Source organism: Bacillus sp. JJ675 (assembly GCF_036963165.1).
GTDB classification, from domain to species: Bacteria; Bacillota; Bacilli; order Bacillales; family Bacillaceae; genus Bacillus; species Bacillus glycinifermentans.
This window is the reverse complement of sequence record NZ_JBALMR010000097.1, coordinates 13,029-32,508: the sequence shown is the minus strand read 5'-3', so window position 1 is coordinate 32,508 and position 19,480 is coordinate 13,029. Positions and strand designations below refer to the sequence as shown.

Sequence of the window (19,480 nt, the reverse complement as noted above, 5' to 3'; positions counted from 1 at the left end):
TTTAGGGGAGCATATCATTGAAGCCGGGCTTTTATATCAATTCAGTTTTTGAATGGTGAATAAATGCTTATAATGGCCTTCGCGGTTCATTAACTCCTCGTGGGTTCCCGTTTCGGCGATTTGTCCGTTTTCAATCACGACGATTTTATCGGCGTGCGTGATCGTTGACAGCCTGTGGGCGACGATAAAAGTCGTCCGGTCTTTCGCGAGCTTTTCCATCGCTTCTTGAATATAATGCTCGCTTTCAAGATCAAGCGCAGAGGTGGCTTCATCCAGGATTAATAGCGGAGGGTTTTTCAAGAAAACCCGTGCGATCGAAATCCGCTGCTTCTGCCCTCCTGAAAGCTTGACTCCCCGTTCACCGACCTTCGTCTCATAACCGTCAGGCAGCTCCATAATGAAATCGTGGGCATTCGCCGCCTTTGCCGCTTCAATGATTTGGTCCATCGATGCCTCCGGATTTCCGATCGAAATGTTTTCCCTGATCGATTCGCTGAACAAAAAGGTGTCCTGCAGCACCATGCCGATCTGGTTTCTTAAACTTCTCGCCTCGTAATCCCGGACGTCTACACCGTCGATTAAGAGACTCCCTGACGTGACATCGTAGAACCTCGGGATCAGGCTGACGAGCGTGGATTTCCCCCCTCCGCTCATGCCGACGAGTGCGACCGTTTCGCCCTGGTTTGCCGTTAAAGACAGGTTTTGCAAAATCATGTCGTTTGTTTCCTCATATTGAAACGAGACGTTTTTAAATTCGACGACGCCTTTTAAACGGCCTGCTTTCACAGCATTCGGTTTATCCTTTAATTCATACGGCTCATCGATGAATTCGAACAGCCTGTCCATCGATGCGACGGACTGGGTCAATGTTGTCGACGAATTAATAAGCCGCCTCAACGGATTATACAGCCTTTCGATATACCCGACAAACGCTACCATCGTTCCGACCGTCAACGAACCGTGAATCACGTGGTATCCTGCAACCGTAATGATGATGAGCGGTGCGAGGTCTGTAATCGTGTTGACTACTGCGAACGTTTTCGCGTTCCATGCCGTATGGCGGATCGCTTTGCCGAGGAAGTTTCCATTTTCGTTGTCAAATTGCCTCTGTTCGTGTTCTTCGATGGCAAAACTTCTGATCACAGGCATACCCTGAACCCTTTCATGAAGGTGGCCCTGCACTTGGGCCAAAGCCTGGGACCGCTCCCTCGTCAAGATCCTCAGCCTGCCGTAAAAATATTTAACCGACAGCCCGTAAAGCGGGAATAAAATGATCGAAATAATCGTCAGCTTCACATCCATCGTCATCATGATGGCGATGGCGATAAAAATCGTCATCACATCAAGCCAAACATTCATAAGCCCGATGATGACGAATTCTTTTGTCTGTTCGACGTCATTGATCACCCTTGAAATAATTTCGCCGGCGCGGGTATTCGCATAATATCTGAGGCTTAGCCTTTGAATATGGGAAAAAAGCCTGTCTCTGATATCATACAGCACCTTGCTTGCCGTCCATTGCGCGAAATACTGCCGGTAGTATTCGACAGGCGGCCGGAGCAGCAAAAAAATGGCGAACACGACCGCCATTACGGTAAATAGTGAAGATGTTTTTTCCTGGACCGTTCCGTTTCCTTGAATAATGTCATCGACTACATATTTCAAAAGGAGCGGAATAACAAGAGGAATCGAAAATTTAATGATGCCGATCAGAACTGTAACGATGATTTTCCACTTATACGGCTTGACAAATTCCATATATCTTCTGATAATACCCACACTCACATCCCCCTCTCTATTTTTGATAGTGTGAGTCCACTGCAAAAAACCTGTTGATACTCAACAGGCTTGTTGGTTTATTTTGTATAATGGAGATACCGTTCATACCAAATATCGATAAACTCCGGAGCAAACGGCCCTTTCCTTTGGTGAATCCAGTGCAGCAGCGTATTCAAATGGTATCTTAAGATGCCGTCTATTTCCTTCGGATAATTCATCGCTTTTTTATGGTCTGCATATTCGTCTTCATCAAGGATATGGTAGGTCATATCGGGAAAGACTTTCACGTCCAGATCATAATCGATGTACTTGATGGCTTCATCGTCCAAAGCAAACGGCGAGCTGATGTTGCAATAGTAATAAATGCCGTCTTCGCGAAGCATGCCGATGACGTTAAACCACTGCTTGGCATGGAAATAACAAATGGCGGGCTCTCGTGTCACCCATGTCCGGCCGTCTGATTCGGTGACCACCGTCCGGTCGTTGGCGCCGATGATGCACAATTCCGTTGCTTTTAATATCGTCGTTTCGCTCCATATTCGATGAATTTGCCCATTGTGCTTGTAGCTATGAATTTGAATGGTTTCTCCTTCCTTGGGAAAGCCCATGTTTCTCCCCTACTTTCTTTGCAAAAGCCTTACAAGTCAGTGTTTCACATCGCCTGTCCGACAGTTCTTTTATTTATTATAACGGTTGAAAATAAAAAATGAAAATAAAACAGCCACTCCGGACCAGGAATGGCTCTTTTTTCAGGAAAGCGATAAAGATAAACTTTAGGCTTCGATTTTTTGGTAAGCCTGTATGACCTGTTCCGTCTGTTTTTGAAACAAATCCTGAATAGCGGCGAGATCTCTTCGTTTTTGGGAGATGTCTTCCCGAATTGATAATAGCTGGGCTTTTTTTTCAAGGGCCATCAGTTCTTTTTCGATCTCCTGGCATCTTTCAATCTCTGCCTGAAGGTATAACAACTTGTCCATAATCTCCATCTGGCCCTGAACCAAGTTTTCAAATTCCGGCATTGATATCCTCCATTCTTTGCTCTACTCCATTTATTGCCTATGTATCATTTCTCTATACATGGGAAATGTCCTTTGACTGATTCTGCCTAAGATTCGGAATTTTTGTCGCAAAGAAAAAAGCACCTCAACCGAATGGTGAAGCGCTTTTTCCTGTTTCAGTGATTAGCTGTTTTGTTGTTTCTTTTGCTCAGCTTGCTGGTTATTTTGTCTTACTTGCTGCGCGTCAGTTTCGCTGGCAAATTCAGTGCCGAACTGACCACCTTGTGCAGAAGCTTGGTTTTGTTGTCTTACTTTTTGTGCGTTTGTTTTGGATTGTTGGTTAGCCATTGTATATCACCTCCACGACACTTAGATTGTGCAGTCGGGTGATATCCTATTCATTCATGCACAAAAATTTAAACGAGCAGGGAACGGCCGCCGTCAACGATGATCGTCTGGCCGCGGATCATATCCGCTTTTCCGGATGCCAAAAATTCGATCGCATCGACCATGTCATCGATCTCAACCATGCGGCCGGCAGGTGTGTTTTTCCGGGCATCTTCGAGAAGCTCCTCGCGGTTTGGAAAATGCTTCAGTGCGTCTGTGTCAATTGCCCCGCCGGATACGGCATTGACGATGATATTTTTCGGCGAGAGCTCGACAGCGAGATATCTTGTCAGAGATTCAAGCGCAGCTTTTGATACGCCGACCGTCGTGTAGTTTTCCAAATAGCGGATCGAACCGAGCGAGCTGATGCTGACGATATGGCCGCCGCCTGTTTTTTCCATCAGTTTCGCCGCTTCCTGGGCGCAAAAAAGCAAAGCTTTGGCATTGATGTTCATCGTCCAGTCCCAATGGCTTTCTTCAAGCTCCATAACCGGGCGGAGAACGCCTGATGCGGCATTGTTGACAAATATGTCAAGTCTGCCGAACGCCTCGTCGATTTGCTGAAACATATCTTTAATTTTCGCCGGCTGGCCGACGTTCGCTTTGACAACAAGCGCTTTTACGCCGAGACGCTCGATTTCTTCAGCGGTTTCCAAAGCTGCTTTTTTGCTTCTCGCATAGTTAATGACAATATTGTAGCCGTTTTTCGCGAGCCTCAGAGCAGCCGCTTTTCCGACTCCCCTGCTGCTTCCTGTAATAAGCGCGCATTTTCTTTGTTCCATCTTTTATTCATCTCCTAGTATAGTTATTTCAATTCGTTGCAAAATAATGTCATCCATTTTTTCAAAAGGAGGCTTTCGCCTTATGTACGTCGGACGTGACATGAGCGAGCTCGATCAAACGCCGAAGCACGAATGGAAAGATGCGGAGCTCCTCTATTTCCACCACGCCTTCCAGCAAATGATGCCCTTCTTAAATGAAGAGGGACATGCGGAATATGTGGAGGTTGTAAAAGAGATTAAAACAAGAGGCGGTCTGAGCCGCCGTGAAGCCGATTATACGCACGGCACCGATATTCAGTATGATTAACGGGCAGCATGCACGGTCAAGCTGCCTATTTCATATACATATTCCATATTTTCTGGTGTGATACCGGGAAGGCGTATTCATCAAGCTCTTCTATTGTTACTTTTTTCAAATAGGAATCATCCGGCTGATTGCGCGTTTTCCCGAAGAAAACGGAAATGTTCCAGACTAGGTGTGTAAAGACGTGTTCGACGACTCCTTCAAGAGGACCGATTTCGGCATCGACTCCGGCTTGTTCCTTCAAAAATGCCGAAAGCTGCTCCCGTTCTGTTTTCAGGCCTTTTTGCGTTTCTGTATTCGGAAATTCCCACAGGTTCGCAAGCAGCCCTGATCCCGGCCTTTTATGGATGTAGACTGAGCCTTCTTCATCTGTCAGAACAACAGCGGCAAGGCTTTTCACCCCGGGTTTTTTCTTTTTGCTTTTGACGGGCAGCTCTTTTTCGCACCCCTCCGCAAAAGCAGAACAATGTTCACGGACGGGACACAAAAGGCAGGAAGGCGATTTCGGCGTGCAGATGATGGCGCCGAGCTCCATCAGCCCTTGATTGAATTCAGAAGGCTTCTCTTTAGAAATAAAGGCTTCAACGATGTTTTCAAACAATGTTTTGGTTTTCGGTTTTGCGATGTCATCCCATATCGAAAGAATGCGTGACATCACCCGCATCACATTGCCGTCGACCGCCGGTACAGGCTGGTTGTAGGCGATGCTGAGCACCGCTCCTCGCGTATAAGGACCTACGCCTTTCAAACCGCCAAATTCCTCTTTTGAGGAAGGAACAACTCCGCCGTATCGTTCATGCACTTCTTTGACTGCGCTTTGCAGATTCCGGACACGGGAATAGTAGCCCAGTCCTTCCCAGGCTTTCAGCACCTTTTCTTCATCAGCTTCAGCCAGAGCCTTTACGTTCGGAAACTTTTCGATGAAATTGTTAAAATACGGGATCACCGTCTCCACTCTGGTCTGCTGCAGCATGACCTCGGAAACCCATATTTTATAAGGATCGCTGTCAGAACGCCACGGAAGATCCCGTTTTTCTTTTTCATACCAAGAAATTAAATCTTCTTGAAATTGTTTAATATTTTTTTGCTCTAATTTATTTTTCAGATCAATCATGAAACTTCTCCTTGCCTGTCCTCGTCACATTTACACACTGCACTTTTGTTCTTTTGGCTTTTTGTTGTAAACTAAATGTATACACGATAAACATGTTACATGAAAAGCGAGGAAAGCAAAAGCGTTAAATATTTCAGCTGCTGCTTTTCCTGTTTGGTATTGGGACGGCGTTGGGAATAAGGCAATGGAATACGATTTTTGAAACACCGTTAGGGGAGGTCACCAATGGATACTGGCACACACGTTGTCATGGGTGTTGCGCTCGGCGGCATCGCGACGCTTGATCCCGCCGTCGGAATGGACCCGGCAATGGCTCAGGCCGTCATGATCGCGACAATCGCCGGATCACAGGCGCCGGATATCGATACAATTTTAAAGTTGAAAAACAACGCTGTTTATATTAGACATCACAGGGGAATTACCCATTCAATTCCCGCCGTCCTCATTTGGTCATTATTGTTTCCGGGGATTCTGTATTTGTTTTACCCTGATGCAAACCTGCTTCATCTTTGGCTGTGGACGCTTGCCGCAGTCGCCCTGCATGTGTTCGTCGACATTTTTAATGCGTACGGTACCCAGGCGCTTCGACCATTTACAAGAAAATGGGTGGCGCTCGGTTTGATCAATACATTCGACCCGTTTATCTTCGTCAGTCATCTTGCGGCAATCGCCGTTTGGCTTGCGGGCGCAGATCAGGGCTATACATTTTTGACCCTTTATGGCATCCTCGCCGGCTACTATATCCTGAGGTTTGTGATGCAAAGGCGGATCAAACAAGAGCTCCGCAGGAAAATCGATGATATTGAAGAGATCATTATATCACCGACGATGAAATTCAGACAGTGGCGAATCGCCGTCAAGGCCAAATCGGCTTTTTACGTCGGCAGAAGCATCGATGGAAAGATCGTCATTCTTGATACATTCAACAGGGTTCCGTTACCCGATTCGCCCGTCATGAAAGCAGCGAAGCAGGATAAGAACATCTCAGCCTTTCTTTCTTTTTCGCCTGTTTACAGATGGGAAATCGATACGTATAAGGACCATTACGAGGTCCGTTTTATCGATTTGAGATACCGCAGCAAAGAACATTATCCGTTCGTTGCCATCGCCCATATCGACCGTGACTCTTTGGAACTAATGCGGTCGTATACGGGCTGGATTTTCAGCGAAGAAAAATTGCAGAAAAAATTAAAGCTTGGCTCCGTTTAAGAGCCAAGCTTTTTTCTTCTCCGGCTGTACCAGATTCCGGCCGCAAGACCGATGACGGTGACGGCAAGCGTTTCTTTGAAATAAGGCGGGTAATATGCGAGCTGAATGTCGTTTTTCCCTTTGTCGATGGAAAAGCCGGTGAATGCATAGTTCGCTTTTTGAACGGTTTGTTTTTTTCCGTTCACTGTGACTTCCCAGCCTTTTTCAAACGGAATCGGCAGCACCATGTACCGGTCTCCGTTATTGTTTTGATATTGGATCGACAATTTGTTTTGTTTCCAGTTCATGCGTGCGTCCGGCGCTTTTTTCGCAGAAGCTTGTTTTAAGGTTTGGTAATCCTCCTGATAGAGCTTCAGACCGTCGAGCTTATATTTCCCTTTCGGAAGCCGGATCGAAACCTTTTCCGCTTTCGGCACCCTGATAGTCAAATCGTAAACCCCCGTTTTATAAATCGACTTGTTTGATTTTCTTGAGGTGATGTAATCATTGACCTTCAGGTTGAAAAACTGGTCTTTTGCAAGGCTCTTCAAATAAAAGGTGACATAGTAGTCGCCTTCTTGCGGGACGTTATCCGGCGGAATGAGATCGATTCCGCCGTTTTCCGATGTCACATTGAGCACGCCGTTTTCGTAGCTCGCCCCGTTCTTCTTCAACTTCGTCTGTCCCATCAAATCAGAGCTTGTAGGAGGCTTTGCTTTTCCGCCCGGGTTTTCTAAAACGATTCCTTTCAGCATGGCATGCTCTTTTGCCAAAACCGGCGCGTTATCCAGGTCTTTTTCGGAATAAACGGTATTGGCCGTCCGGATAAACGGAAGCGTATAGTTGTTCTTAAAGACGACATAATGTTTCGACTCGTCCGTTTTCTCAAATCCGTAAGGAGCATCAGAGGCGTTTTCCTTCTCTCTCATATAATACTTGCCGTACAACAGGCTGTACAAATTGGCGCGGCCGCCCATTGTCGCATAGCGGCTGACGCTTTCCCTCCCCATATCGACTTCAAGGTCTGTCCAATAAAACAGCAGCAGATTTTTGTTGAGGATGCTTGAATAAGCGCTGAAGCCGTTGAATTTCTGGATCATCGGCGTATTGTTGCGGACGCCGTTCATCCAGTCGATTCTCGTATACGGATCTCCTCTGTCGTCTTTTTTGATGTTTTCCAGGAGCTCCCGGGGTTCTTCGCCGTCATAATCATTGCTCGTCAAATAATTCTTCGAAACCGATTTAATTTCACTCGATTCCGAAAGGACGTATTTTTCATATGTATTGGCAACGAATACAGCCGATGCCAATACACAGCCGTGCAAAACGAGCAGCGATTTTCGATATCGCAAACCGGCGGCGATAAATGCGCCCATTGTTAAAAACAGCAAAACGAGCGAGCTCCAATTTGTCAGCAGCGACAAATCAAGGTCTTCGCGGAAAATGACTGCTACGTATACCAAAACAGTCAATAGGCACGACCATGCAATTTCTTTGCGCCTGATGCTTTTGATGCTGCTTAAGCCGGCGGCCGCGGCCCCACCGATTGTAAAGGCAAGCAGATATTCAAAACGGTTCTGCGGGGCAGAGAAGCCGTTAAACGCGCTCGCGGCGAGCGGGCTGAAATGAAGAAGGCCCAAGAGCAGGCTGATTCCGGCAAACAGCCTGAACGTTTTGTTTTTATAAAAGGAAAAAACGAACAAAAACAAGACAAAAGCCGCCGGCAGCAGGATGATGCGGCTCGAAAACAAGATGTCATCTGTGAAGTCGTACAACGGGACCGGCTGATCATACGGCGGCCGCAAATTGTTCAAAAAGCCGTAGACGGCAGGCACAAAAGAAACGGCGCTGATCCCGAAGGAAATCAGACACGACGCGAAAAACATCCTGAATTGCTCCCACTTTGACGCCTCGCGGTCATCAAGATGAATAAACCAGCGAAAGACGACATAGATCGCAATGAAAATCAAATTGATGTACGCAAAATAAAAATTGTTAAACAGCGTCAAAGAGCAGGCCAGGATAAACAGGCCCGGACGCTTTTCCCTGATGATTTTTTCCGCTCCTGCGACAAGCAGAGGCAGCCAGAGCATCGAATCGCTGAAAAACTCCCAGAACACTGTATGGCGGAAATAGATGACCGACGTTCCGTACAAAACGGCTCCTGTAAAAGCGGCCGCTCTATTTTTCACCATATATAAAAATGCATACGATGCGGTCAAAATAATCAGGCCGAGCTTAACCGCGCTGATAAAAACCGCAGCATTCGCCCAAAACAGGGGATCTGCATTCCCCGCCAGATGAAAAAACTGAAGCAGCAGGACCGCGGCAAAAGAGGCAAGAAACACAAAAGATGTCGTGAAATAATAACCAAGCTGACTGTAGATTCCGCCTCCCAGGCCGAAGGAATAGGAATAAAAAAAGTTGCCGTGTTTGTATTGGTCAAAAAGGAACGCTTTAAACACAACCATCTGCGCAAGCCCGTCGCCGTTCCCCGTCATATAGCGGCCGTGTGCCCATTCGAACAGAAAAAACAAATGGGCGGCCAAAGAAATGGCAATGCTTGATATGACAAATAATAATGCTGTTTTTTTCATATCTTTCCCCTGTCTCTTTTCAAAATCTTCCCTGTCAACAGAAATGTCAGAGGAACGGTTAAAAACATGGAAGCAAGCGGAGCTGCCGCACTGTTCATGTGCAAAAGGTTCACAAAAACGTACATAAAGAAAGAAGACGCGGCCAGATTGAACAGCTGTGTGAGCGGAAACTGCAAAAACTTCGCAAAAGTCGGCTTTGTTTTAAACGTAAAATAGCAATTCAGGAAAAATGAAATCACAAGGCTGACAAGAAAAGCCACAACGTGTGATGCCATATAATCGATATGCAGCAAAAAGTGAAGCAGCAAATAAACCGCATAGTAATTCAACGTATTAACGACGCCTACAATGGCAAAGCGAATAAATTCAAGATTCATTTTTTTCATGAGCTTCTCCATGCCCGATGTTTGCCTCCTGTATTAAATAATGAGGACGCTTTTTCGTTTCATAGTAGATTCTCCCGATGTACTCGCCGATGATCCCGAGGCTGAGAAGCTGAACTCCGCCGAGAAACAAAACAGCCGAAATGATCGTAAAATAGCCCGGAACGATAACACCGTATTTCAAAATCCTGATAAACGTTGCAACAATATAAATAAGCGAAAGGAACAAAATGAACATTCCGGTGTAAAAGCAAATGCGAAGCGGCCTGTTGTTAAACGAAACGATGCCGTCGATCCCATAGTTCAGCAAGTGCCGGAACGACCACTTTGATTTTCCGTTTTTTCGTTCGACGTTTTCGTAATAAATAATTTTTTGATCAAAGCCGATCCAGCAAAACAACCCTTTGGAAAAACGGTTTCCTTCGCTCAGCTTGAGAAGCGCGTTGACGGCTTTTCTGCTCAATAGCCGGAAATCGCCGACACCGTCCCTTAAATCGACTTCGACCGCGTTGTTGATGAAACGGTAATAAAGCGAAGACAGATAAGACCTTACAGGATTGTCTCCCTTTCGATTCCGCTGGGCAACCACCTGGTCATAGCCTTCTTCATACCCTTTAATAAAATCAGGCAAAAGGTATGTCGGATGCTGCAAATCCGCATCCATGACGACGACGGCATCGCCGCGGGCATGCTGAAAACCGGCAAGAATGGCTGCTTCCTTGCCGAAGTTTCTTGAAAATGAAATATATTTCACCCGCTCATTTTTTTCCGCCAGATCTTTGATTTCCTCCAAAGTTTGATCTGTGCTGCCATCGTTTATGTAATAAATTTCATACTCATAATCAATGGATTGAAATTCGTTCCTCAATGATTCATAAATCAGTTTAATGTTGCTTGCTTCATTATAGGAAGGAATAATAATCGAAACGATTCCTTTCTTCACTTAAAGGCACCTCTTTTGGACATATTAAAAATAAGCAGGATAACTTCGCACGCCTATAAAAACACAACAAAAGGAAAACAGTGGGCATGCTGCACTATTTTCCACAACATTATTTTGTCATTATATCAGACATCTATGAACAAGTGGCAAAAAATGATATAACTCAAAAAAATTTAAGGAGTAGTTTCCGATTATTTTGATATGTCTCTTACTGGAAGGTATTGGTCTATATGAAGATCCGTTTTTTCTCCAAACGCCAAAGAAGCAATGAGCGAACCGGCGTAAGGGCCGATCGTTAAGCCTGAAGGGCCGAATCCTGTGGCCGCGATCAAACCGTCCGCACCCGGAATGTACCCGAGAAGGGGAAGCAAATCCTTTGTAAACGGACGGAATCCGATTCTGATTTCTTCGAGAGCCGCACCGTGGAGACCCGGTGCAACGGACAAGGCTTCATCCAAGACCTCCTCTATTCCTCCGGCGGTGATTCTGTAATCAAATCCTGAACCGGTTTCCCTTGTCGCTCCGGCTACCACCCGAGAACCGTCAAATGATACGATGTAATGGTCTGTATCGGGTAAAACAACCGGCCATTTTCCAGTCTCCCCGTCACAGGCCTTCAAATGAACGATTTGGCCGCGCTGCGGCTCTAATGGCAGCTGTATGCCCAAAGGCTGAAGCAATTGATTCGTCCAAGCGCCTCCGGCCAATATCACCGCATCTGCATACAGGAGCCGGCCGTCAATGGTTGCGCCTTTTATGACGTCCTGTTCAACAGAGAGCTCCGCCTTGCCGTTCAATAAGACGGCCCCGTGCTTTTTTGCCGCCGAAATAAGCGAGTTTCGCAGCAGATGGCCGTCCACGCGGGCTGCTCCTGATACATAAATCGCTTCAAGCCCGTCAGCAAGCGGAGGAAACAGCCGCCTTGCCTCTTCGTTTGATAAGCTGGTGATGTCACCGATTTCAGGCGCTTCACGCCTTTGTTCTCTTAATTTTCTTTCAATTCGACCGAGCGCTTCAACATCTCCGCTAACCCGCAGCGCACCCGTTTTGGCGTAGCCTGTATCGGTTTCCCCGTCTTGTCTCAGCTGTGATACAAGGGAAGGGTAATATGCGGCACCCGCTCTTGCCAAACGATACCAGTCTTCGCTTCTGGAAGAAAACCACGGGCAGATGATTCCCGCTCCGGCTTTGGTTGACTGCCCTTCATGCCCTTCATCCAAAATCGATACGTCCGCTCCTCTTTTCACGAGGTGATATGCGGCACTCGCGCCTGCGATCCCTGAACCGATAACGATTGCCTTCATTTCATCACATTCCTTTCGCACAGAAAATGAAAAAACGACTAATGCAACAGTCCGTTGTCTAAGGTAAACAGGTCTTGAAAAGAAGAATTGTCGGTCTCAAATAAATGCAGATGGCTGCCGTAGTCCTCAATCCATTCTAAAACGACGCGTTCCGTCAGTTCTATTCCCCTGTAAGGATGGCCGGCTTTGGCAAATGCCGTTTCAAAGTCTTCCCACAAGAGCTCTACCCAAGTTCTGGCTTGCGCGTAGCTCAGCATATGGTTCTTTTCAAGAAGCGCATTTGTCAGCTTTTCAAAGTGTGCTTCCACCTTGAACTTTCCCTCCTTCCTTTAGGAAAAAACTTTCTTTTTGAAAACGTCATCCATTTCATATACTAACATTACGTCTTCTAAAGCGAAGACGTCAAACATTTTGGATGTGAATGGAGGAGCCTATAACAAATGCGGAATAAAGCAAGAGGCTTTCCGAACATGAACGACAACAAATTTGAAGGTGAGCCCCGGGCCAAAGATGATTTTGCTTCAAAGCGCGCTGACGGAAGCACGAATACCCATCCTCAAGAAAGAATGAGGGCTTCCGGCAAACGCTAAATTTTTTTCTGGATGGAGTGAGTTTCTTTGTGTGCAAACCGCAAACCTTATATAAACGATTTTTACCAGATGAAAACGCAAAACTATCCGCAGCCTTGGGCGAACACGAAACATGCGCGGGCGCAGGTAAACGGTGAAACACAGCAGACCCAGGATCTCATCATTCTCCAGCGCAACACGCGCATCCGTACAAGATAGCCGCCGATATGAAAAGGGTTAAGCTTGCCTTAATCCTTTTCTTTTAATAAAGAAATCGGCAGGCCCTCTTCATGCTCGGGGGATTTGAGACGGTATCCCCAGGCAAAGACGCCGTTCAGGTAGCGGATATAAAAATCCTCTCCTGCACCCTCGATTTCATATACATGACCCGGCTTAAAATCGGCCGGATCTAAAAGGTACGCCTTTGCCATCGCGATTTTCCGTTCGTGAACGGCAAGCTCGTTGACGATCCCAATTTGCTCCGCCTTTCTCGCCTTTTCCGTTAGGAGGCCGATCTCCCTTTGCAGTTCTGATGCCGTCATCTCACTGTATCTTTTCTCCATTTCTTCATCCCTCTTCGTCTAAATATTGATCGATCATATCAAGCGGAAATCCTTTGCGAAACAAAAATTGTTTTACTTTCATTTTCGTTTCGTACGAGCCGTCGTAATTGTAGCGTCTCATTGCTTTTTCCCCATGCTTGTACAGCGCTTCTTTTTCCGCATCATCATCGTTTTCATAGTCTGTTTCTGAAAGAGCGCAATTGATCACATCGAATGAATATCCCTTTCGGATTAGCTGCTGTTCGATTGCTTGTTTCATCTCTTTGGAAGACAGTTTTTTCCCCTTTTTCAGCACTTTTTCAGCGTGTTTTACAGCGGCTGTCACTTGTTCGGAAAACGTAAATGAGCTTAATGCCTCCTTGATCAGCTCTTCATCGATTCCTTTTAATTGCAGCTCTTTATATAGAACATCAGGGCCTTTGCCGCTCGTTTTGCGGTGAGTGCTTACATAAGCGGCCGCGAATTCCCGGTCATCTACGTATTTATAGCTTTTGAGCATATGAATGATCTCGGTCACTGCGGAATCTGCGACGCCTTTTTTCTTTAAATGGTCTTTGACTTCTTTTATTGAGCGCATTCTGTACGAAAGGTAATCGAGCGCTTGATTAAAACCTTTTTTAATATCATCGCCATACTGGATTTCGATGACGTCAAGCTCATCAAGCTGTTTTCCCTTTTTCAGATTAAACTTAACGAGAACATCCATGTCAACGCTGAACGCGTATTTTTCGTCCAGAAAAATATTGACGCGGTCTTTATTGTTTTTCTGGGCGGAGATTTTTGTAATATACGGCATAAAAAACTCCCTTCTCTCGTTTTCTGTTTGAGAGATCATGATGAAATTTCCGGCGTTTAACCGACGCTCGGACATCACGTCTATATTTTATCAAGAAAACCGGCAGAAACCGAACAAAAATACATCACGGGCAAGAGCAGAAATTTACCGGTTTCGCCAAAAGAGCTTTTTTAAGCGCAATTTTCCCGCAATAGCCTTGTATCTTTTCGCTTTTTTGCTGCGTAAAATATAGAAATCAAAAGCAGTTTGATATGAATAGGGAAGGCAAATGGTGCGCCACCAGGTCTCTGGTTTTAGTGGGTTCGATTCCCACCCCGAATTTTTTAATGGATGGGCAAGACATATTTGATTAAAAAATTTCGAGGGTGGAGCAGCATCTTTTTGATGAAGGAAAGCCGCCCTCAAGGAGGGGCTGCCATGCTGAAAAAACGTGAAATGGCCGACTGCCATGCACTTTTTGATCTTGTGAAACATCCGGAAGTATTTCCTTTTGTCCGGAATAAAACGGAGACCATTGAAGAGTATATGTTTCATGTGAAGAACATCATCGAAAAGGAAGAACAGGGAAAACTGATCTCCCGCACGATTCTCGACGAATGGGAGAATCCGATCGGCTGCATCAGTTTATATGAAATAAAAGGAAATACGGGATTTTTAGGAACGTGGCTCGGGAAGCCTTACCACGGAAAAGGCTATAATCAGCGGGCAAAAAACGCGTTTTTCTGCGAGCTTTTTTATGAAAAAAACGTTGAGACGGTATTTATGAAAATCAGAAAAACAAACATACGCTCCCTCAAAGCCGCCGAAAAGCTGCCATACGCGGCTCTAGCTGATCCCGGCAGGCTGAACGGCGGGGACAGCGATGCATTTCATTTGTTTGAAATCCCGAAAGATCTTTACACATTGCACAGCCTGCGGACGTTTGAAGACGAAAGCCTCCGCTTAAAAGAAGCGTAACATTGTATAAATGCCTCCAAAACGGACAGCCTGTGAATAATCTGATGTTTAGGAGGCTTTAAAAATGGCTGAAAAGAAAAAGCGTGATCAAATGAAAACGACCTTGACCAAAACGCAGGAAGTCATGTATCAGCGGGAATTTAAAAGAGCAAAGCGGGCCGCCGATGAAAAATCATAATGCATAGCGGCAGTCTGATCAGCCAACAATAACATTGTCCGGCTGATTAATGACTTAGGGGTGATGTGAGAATGGGCAGAAATTCAATCCACAAAAACCGCGACAAAAATAAACAAAAGCTTCCTCAAGTGCCTGATCAGTATAAAAAAGAAACTGACGGCGTTTATGAGGAATATTCTGCTGAGCTTGCCGATCAGGATGACCGCGAAGCTCAAAGCCGCATGGAAGCGGCTGACAAACGCGCCAAAGAGCGGCAGTCAAAGTAGCATTCATTTCGAAAGCCCTGTTTGCAGGGCTTTCTTCTTTAAGAAAGCTCCGAAAGAAGCTGCTTTGCGGGCGTCCTTGTTTGCGCTTTAGGAATTTCCGCCGGATAGCCGATCTGCAAAATCGCAGCAAACCGTTCATTGCTGTCAAGCCCCATTAATTGCTGAAGCGTTCGGTTATAAAGCACCTGTCCGCTTTTCCACACCATCCCGATCCCTTTTTCCCAGGCGAGAAGCTGAAGGTTTTGAATCAAACAGCTGACGGCTGCGAAGTCGTCATTTCTGACCCGTTCATTTTCGTCTTCCTTCAAAATGACAAAGAGAAAAGCCGGAACACTCATGATATGGTCCCTGAATTTTTTGACTTGTTCTTCAGACCTATCAGGCTTAATCTCTTGGAATGCCTTATCTAAATTGTCGGCATGCTTCTGCTTTCCGCTTTCTGTTCCGACATAAATAAACCGCCACGGCTCCGTCAGCTTGTGATTTGGCGCATAAACCGCGTCTTCCAGCAGCTCAAGGACAACTTCTTTAGGCACCGGATCGCTTTTAAATTTCCGAATCGTTCTTCTATTTCTTATCGTTTTACGAATGCTGCCTTTTTCAGACTGCAAGATATCGCTCATATCAGCGCCTCCTCAAATGAAAATGATTATCATTGTTGATTATAAAGGTTTATTTTCCCGTTTTCAACGATAATCCATTCATTCAGAACAGAAGCGGCGGTTTCAAATGTCGATGATTTGCTTTTCCGCAAAAACGGCCGTTCCCGTCATTTCCGCCTTCATCTCGCCGTTTTCTTCAAAAATTTCGATTTTCACCTTCCCGTCTTTGCCGATTTCCTGCCCCTGTTCGATCAAAAATACATTTTGATCGGCTTTACCGTACGTTTTCATATAGGCTCCCATTACACCTGAAGCCGTTCCGGTAACGGGATCCTCAATCGTCCCGGAATACGGCGAAGAAAAATGCCGGCCGTGAAGATGGCTGTCACGGTGGATCGTCTCCAAAGAGAACGGATGGACAGAAGCGCGGGGCATGTCCGTTAAAATAGCAGGGAATTCGGAATTTTTCGGCTGCATCTTACGGCATGCCGCCAAATTCTGAACGGGTACCAGCAGCGTCCAAGTCCCGGTGCTTCCGTAAACGATGGGCAATGAATCGTGGAAATCCGCTTCAGTGATGCCGAGTGCTTCAGCCAGCCTGGCCCTGTCTCCCGCAAACGGACGAAAGCTCGGCGGCGCCTGCTCCAGCGTCACAAAAAAATGCTTCCCTCATCGGCATAACCCGTCTTAACGGTCAAAATGCCGGCCTTTGTCTCTACCTTCAGCTCTGCTCCTGGTCCAATCCCGCCTTTTTCATAGAGCGCATAAAGGGTAGCAACGGTCGCATGGCCGCATAAATTCATTTCGTGTCCGGGCGTGAAATAGCGGAGGCGAAGGTCAGCCGACTTGCTCGGCAGCAAAAATGAAGTTTCATTATATCCTGCTTTCTTTGCAATCAGCTGCATCTCTTCGTCGGCCAAACGACTCCCTTCCAACGCGATCCCCGCCGGATTTCCTTTATTCGGCTCCTTTGAAAATGCATCATACCTGAGTACTTCGACTTGTTTCATGTGTATCCCCCTTGTTTCGCGGTTTCTTTTCATTATAAGGGGAGTGATGGTTTTTTGAAACTTCGGAAAAATTGATTTTCGAAAATGAAATTCATGTTATACAAATAAGGCTGTCTTTTAACAAAAAGACAGCCCATCACTTCTCCCGTCTCCCGATCAGCCTTGTGACGAGAAACATAGAGGCCGGCAGCGATCTGTTTTTTCTGTAGGCTAAATATTTTCCGCGCCATTCCGGTTTGTATTTTTCTTTGAACGAGCGGAGGCCGCTGAAGCTGTATAAATAGCTGACATTGTTGAATATCACGGCGGCGAGCCGCTCCGTCCAAAATGACTGAAAGGATGTGCCGACGTTTGATAACGGGGCCATTCCCATGTTAAATGCGGTATAGCCCTGCTCTTGCGCCCATTGAAACAAGTGGATAAACAGCGCATCCATGATGCCTTTCGGCGCATTGTGGGAATAACGCATCAAGTCGATGGAAATCTCTCCTTCCTGGTACATCGGCATGATATTCATAAATGCGACGATCTCGCCGTCTTCATCTTTTAATACAGCGATCGGCGCCTTTTGCAAATACTCTTCCTTAAAATAACCGAGCGAAAATCCTTTTTCCTTTTTTCGTCCCAGCCACTCATCAGATACGTTCCGCAGCTGATTGAGAAAATCTTTGGAAAACGGCGGCTGTTCGACGTGGAACGTATACCCTTCCCGTTCAAAGCGGTTGTATATCGCCCTTAAACCGGCCCGTTTTTTTCCTTTAATCGTAAAGGTGTTGAGATCGACGATCGCCTCTTCGCCAAGCTTAAAGAAACGGTAGCCGAAATCGTGATAGAGCGCCATATCCTCCCGCTCAATCTGGTAGAAAATCACGAGGTAGCCTTTTTGGTCGGCCAAATGAAGGAATTCCTGCAAAATGAGTGGAAAGGATTCCTTTTGGCCGGAAGGATCGCCGAGAACAACGAGACGCTGGCCGATTTTCGCAAATTGAATCAGCGCATTGCCGTCGCTCGAATAGAAAAACCGCTTATCTCCCAAAAAGCCTAAATGGCTCAAAGCGTTTCCGCCTTTTTCATTTAAAAATTGCTCCAGCTTTTCAAAGTCCGGCTCTTCACCGATCGGGTTAACCTTTCTGTTGAACAGCCAAATAAAAATGGCGCAAAACATCGGAACAAACAATAAAGCAAACACTGTCGCATAATCGACATGCTGTTCGCTGTGGATGTAATAGTCTTTTACGACCACATGACCGAGCCTCTCCCACATGATGGAGGCGATGATATTGTAGTTCCAAAGGGCAAAAAGGTAAATAAACGCGGCCCACGCCATTTGTAAAAAGGTATATACAGACCGCTCCCTCGTAAACTGCCGCCGCAGCAAAATAAGCAGGATGAACACGATCGGCGTGATAAATACCGCGCTGATATTAAAACCTTTCAAAATGCTGAACACAAAAGCAAATGCCAAAGCTGTCAAGGCCAAATACAAGGAACGCTTTGTCCTCTTATAGAGCTCAAGCGGGACGATCAATAAAATCAAACCAAAGCTGATGGAAAGGCCGTTCAATACCGTCAGCATATGGCGGGGAATATCCGTAATGAGCGTGCTCCTGTCGATCGGGAGGGCGGCAGACGCCAGAATAATCGCTCCGCAGCAAAATGAAATTACGGCAAGCGAGCCGTTCAGCAAACGGAACAGCAAAGCTCTGTGCAAGACCAGCAGAATGTTGGTCGTCTCTATTGCCGGTGCAATAATCGGCTTTTCTTCAAGCTTTTTTATCGTATTCCCCGTCATGTCCGCCGCCGCAAAAAGAAGGCCGAACCCAAAAGGAATAAACGAGTAGGCAAGCCTGTAAAGAACAATCGCTGTCAGGATAATTTCATTATCGACGCCGAATTGATTCATACCGACTAAAAAAAGCAAATCAAATGAGCCGAACCCGCCAGGGACAAGGCTGATCATTCCAGCGACGGAAGCGATCGCAAAAACGCCGAGGACCTTTTTAGCGTCAAGGTCTATTCCCAAGGTGATGAGCGAGAAATACATAACCAGCCCTGCCGCAATCCATTCACAGACAGATGCACCCAAATATGAAAAAAAGACAGAAGGTCTCAAACCTTTTTCTATGGACCCGCCCCTCTTCCTTTTGACGATCAAAAAGATGATGAGGACGGGAACGATCAGCGCCATTCCGATGACACCAAGGAAAAGCCACGTCTTTTCAAAAAGCAGTTTTCCCGGAGACAGCAGTCCGATGAGGACGAACATGCTGAGAACGGACAGTCCGAGAAGAACTGAGGTTGCAAGCGTTGCGATTCCTTTGATCAGCAGCTTGACATCACTGACATGCTCTTTATAAAGAATCGTTCGTAAACCGGCGCCTGACAGGCCGCCGAATCCAAGAACATTGTTGAACGAATTGGCGATCCATGACACTCTGACCGTTTTCCACCTGGAAATCTTCATCCCGAGAGAACGGACTAGCACAAAATCGTATAAAGACATGGCAAGAACGGCCATAAGGCCGATAAAAACCAATATGAACAGATTGCTTCTTTCGACATTGTTTATAATCAGAAAGGTCTCTTTGACGGACAGCCCGGCGAGCTCTTTTCTGGCCTGATAAACGACCAGCAGAAGTACGGCTGCCGGCAATATGATTCTTAAGACAGAAAGCGCATTTTTTTTCATGAATACCTCTTCTCTCTATCGTACGTTTCAATCAATTCCCTCGTCTTCTTATTTTAAAACATCTTCTTTTC

21 protein-coding genes and 2 pseudogenes are annotated in these 19,480 nt (G+C 46.1%); 7 read left to right on the top strand and 16 right to left on the bottom strand.

The features are described 5' to 3' along the window. Window positions 1-36: 36 nt before the first annotated feature. From V7126_RS22150 to fabL, 5 genes and pseudogenes are all read right to left on the bottom strand, one after another. Entirely contained in the window at window positions 37-1,779 is a 1,743-nt protein-coding gene (locus V7126_RS22150; RefSeq protein ID WP_175076869.1) for an ABC transporter ATP-binding protein, read from the bottom strand. A 77-nt stretch (window positions 1,780-1,856) separates the two neighbouring features. Continuing rightward, window positions 1,857-2,387 (bottom strand): nucleoside tri-diphosphate phosphatase, encoded by a 531-nt coding sequence (ntdP, locus tag V7126_RS22145; RefSeq protein WP_046130961.1) that lies wholly within the window; start codon window positions 2,385-2,387, stop codon window positions 1,857-1,859. A gap of 165 nt (window positions 2,388-2,552) precedes the next feature. After that, window positions 2,553-2,798 carry a YgaB family protein gene (locus V7126_RS22140; RefSeq protein ID WP_046130962.1) on the bottom strand — a complete coding sequence of 82 codons (246 nt, stop codon included), beginning with the start codon at window positions 2,796-2,798 and terminating at the stop codon, window positions 2,553-2,555. Window positions 2,799-2,960: 162 nt separating this feature from the next. Next, window positions 2,961-3,110: pseudogene (locus V7126_RS22135) on the bottom strand (gamma-type small acid-soluble spore protein); the annotation flags it as partial. 83 nt (window positions 3,111-3,193) lie between these two features. Continuing rightward, window positions 3,194-3,946, bottom strand: coding sequence for an enoyl-[acyl-carrier-protein] reductase FabL (fabL, locus tag V7126_RS22130; protein ID WP_046130963.1), 753 nt, complete (start codon window positions 3,944-3,946; stop codon window positions 3,194-3,196). A gap of 82 nt (window positions 3,947-4,028) precedes the next feature. Here fabL and V7126_RS22125 point away from each other — a divergent pair, with 82 nt between their 5' ends. Continuing rightward, entirely contained in the window at window positions 4,029-4,253 is a 225-nt protein-coding gene (locus V7126_RS22125; RefSeq protein WP_046130964.1) for a hypothetical protein, read from the top strand. Between the two features lie 25 nt (window positions 4,254-4,278). Here the strand turns inward: V7126_RS22125 and mutY are convergent, their stop codons facing one another. Next, entirely contained in the window at window positions 4,279-5,364 is a 1,086-nt protein-coding gene (gene mutY / locus V7126_RS22120; protein ID WP_046130965.1) for an A/G-specific adenine glycosylase, read from the bottom strand. A gap of 225 nt (window positions 5,365-5,589) precedes the next feature. Between mutY and V7126_RS22115 the strand changes: the two genes are divergently transcribed. Next, entirely contained in the window at window positions 5,590-6,573 is a 984-nt protein-coding gene (locus tag V7126_RS22115) for a metal-dependent hydrolase (RefSeq protein ID WP_175076870.1), read from the top strand. Here V7126_RS22115 and V7126_RS22110 read toward each other — a convergent pair. The 5 genes from V7126_RS22110 to V7126_RS22090 form a co-directional block, all read right to left on the bottom strand. Then, window positions 6,570-9,149 carry a YfhO family protein gene (locus V7126_RS22110; RefSeq protein WP_335499180.1) on the bottom strand — a complete coding sequence of 860 codons (2,580 nt, stop codon included), beginning with the start codon at window positions 9,147-9,149 and terminating at the stop codon, window positions 6,570-6,572. The genes V7126_RS22115 and V7126_RS22110 overlap by 4 nt on opposite strands. After that, window positions 9,146-9,547, bottom strand: coding sequence for a GtrA family protein (locus V7126_RS22105; protein ID WP_082094103.1), 402 nt, complete (start codon window positions 9,545-9,547; stop codon window positions 9,146-9,148). Before V7126_RS22105 ends, V7126_RS22110 begins: the two co-directional genes overlap by 4 nt. Next, window positions 9,516-10,475, bottom strand: coding sequence for a glycosyltransferase family 2 protein (locus V7126_RS22100; protein WP_175076872.1), 960 nt, complete (start codon window positions 10,473-10,475; stop codon window positions 9,516-9,518). Before V7126_RS22100 ends, V7126_RS22105 begins: the two co-directional genes overlap by 32 nt. A 191-nt stretch (window positions 10,476-10,666) precedes the next feature. Further along, a complete protein-coding gene (locus tag V7126_RS22095) occupies window positions 10,667-11,779 on the bottom strand; it encodes an NAD(P)/FAD-dependent oxidoreductase (protein ID WP_175076873.1) in 1,113 nt (370 codons plus the stop codon). A gap of 38 nt (window positions 11,780-11,817) precedes the next feature. Next, the gene (locus tag V7126_RS22090) at window positions 11,818-12,087 is read right to left on the bottom strand and encodes a YfhJ family protein (RefSeq protein ID WP_175076874.1); all 270 of its coding nucleotides are present in this window, start codon (window positions 12,085-12,087) and stop codon (window positions 11,818-11,820) included. A 132-nt stretch (window positions 12,088-12,219) separates the two neighbouring features. On the opposite strand from V7126_RS22090, the gene V7126_RS22085 reads away from it, so the two are divergent. Beyond that, a complete protein-coding gene (locus V7126_RS22085; protein ID WP_046130970.1) occupies window positions 12,220-12,369 on the top strand; it encodes a small, acid-soluble spore protein K in 150 nt (49 codons plus the stop codon). 27 nt (window positions 12,370-12,396) lie between these two features. Then, window positions 12,397-12,567, top strand: coding sequence for a YpzG family protein (locus V7126_RS22080; protein ID WP_082142547.1), 171 nt, complete (start codon window positions 12,397-12,399; stop codon window positions 12,565-12,567). Between the two features lie 29 nt (window positions 12,568-12,596). Here V7126_RS22080 and V7126_RS22075 read toward each other — a convergent pair whose 3' ends face one another. Next, entirely contained in the window at window positions 12,597-12,911 is a 315-nt protein-coding gene (locus V7126_RS22075) for a YfhH family protein (RefSeq protein ID WP_175076875.1), read from the bottom strand. 4 nt (window positions 12,912-12,915) lie between these two features. Further along, on the bottom strand, window positions 12,916-13,707 hold the full coding sequence (recX, locus tag V7126_RS22070) for a recombination regulator RecX (RefSeq protein ID WP_046130993.1): 792 nt from the start codon (window positions 13,705-13,707) through the stop codon (window positions 12,916-12,918). 417 nt (window positions 13,708-14,124) lie between these two features. Between recX and V7126_RS22065 the strand changes: the two genes are divergently transcribed. The 3 genes from V7126_RS22065 to V7126_RS22055 all read left to right on the top strand — a co-directional run bounded on the left by V7126_RS22065 (window position 14,125) and on the right by V7126_RS22055 (window position 15,108). Then, a complete protein-coding gene (locus V7126_RS22065) occupies window positions 14,125-14,664 on the top strand; it encodes a GNAT family N-acetyltransferase (RefSeq protein ID WP_335499164.1) in 540 nt (179 codons plus the stop codon). A gap of 64 nt (window positions 14,665-14,728) precedes the next feature. Continuing rightward, entirely contained in the window at window positions 14,729-14,842 is a 114-nt protein-coding gene (locus V7126_RS22060) for a YfhE family protein (protein ID WP_082094105.1), read from the top strand. Between the two features lie 71 nt (window positions 14,843-14,913). Then, window positions 14,914-15,108: a YfhD family protein gene (locus V7126_RS22055; RefSeq protein WP_046130974.1), complete on the top strand. Its 195-nt coding sequence runs from the start codon at window positions 14,914-14,916 to the stop codon at window positions 15,106-15,108. Between the two features lie 38 nt (window positions 15,109-15,146). Here the strand turns inward: V7126_RS22055 and V7126_RS22050 are convergent, their stop codons facing one another. From V7126_RS22050 to mprF, 3 genes and pseudogenes are all read right to left on the bottom strand, one after another. Continuing rightward, window positions 15,147-15,731 (bottom strand): nitroreductase family protein, encoded by a 585-nt coding sequence (locus V7126_RS22050; protein ID WP_175076877.1) that lies wholly within the window; start codon window positions 15,729-15,731, stop codon window positions 15,147-15,149. Between the two features lie 102 nt (window positions 15,732-15,833). Further along, window positions 15,834-16,720 (bottom strand): annotated as a pseudogene (locus V7126_RS22045) (PhzF family phenazine biosynthesis isomerase). 136 nt (window positions 16,721-16,856) lie between these two features. Next, a complete protein-coding gene (gene mprF / locus V7126_RS22040; protein ID WP_046130977.1) occupies window positions 16,857-19,409 on the bottom strand; it encodes a bifunctional lysylphosphatidylglycerol flippase/synthetase MprF in 2,553 nt (850 codons plus the stop codon). Between the last annotated feature and the right edge of the window lie 71 nt (window positions 19,410-19,480).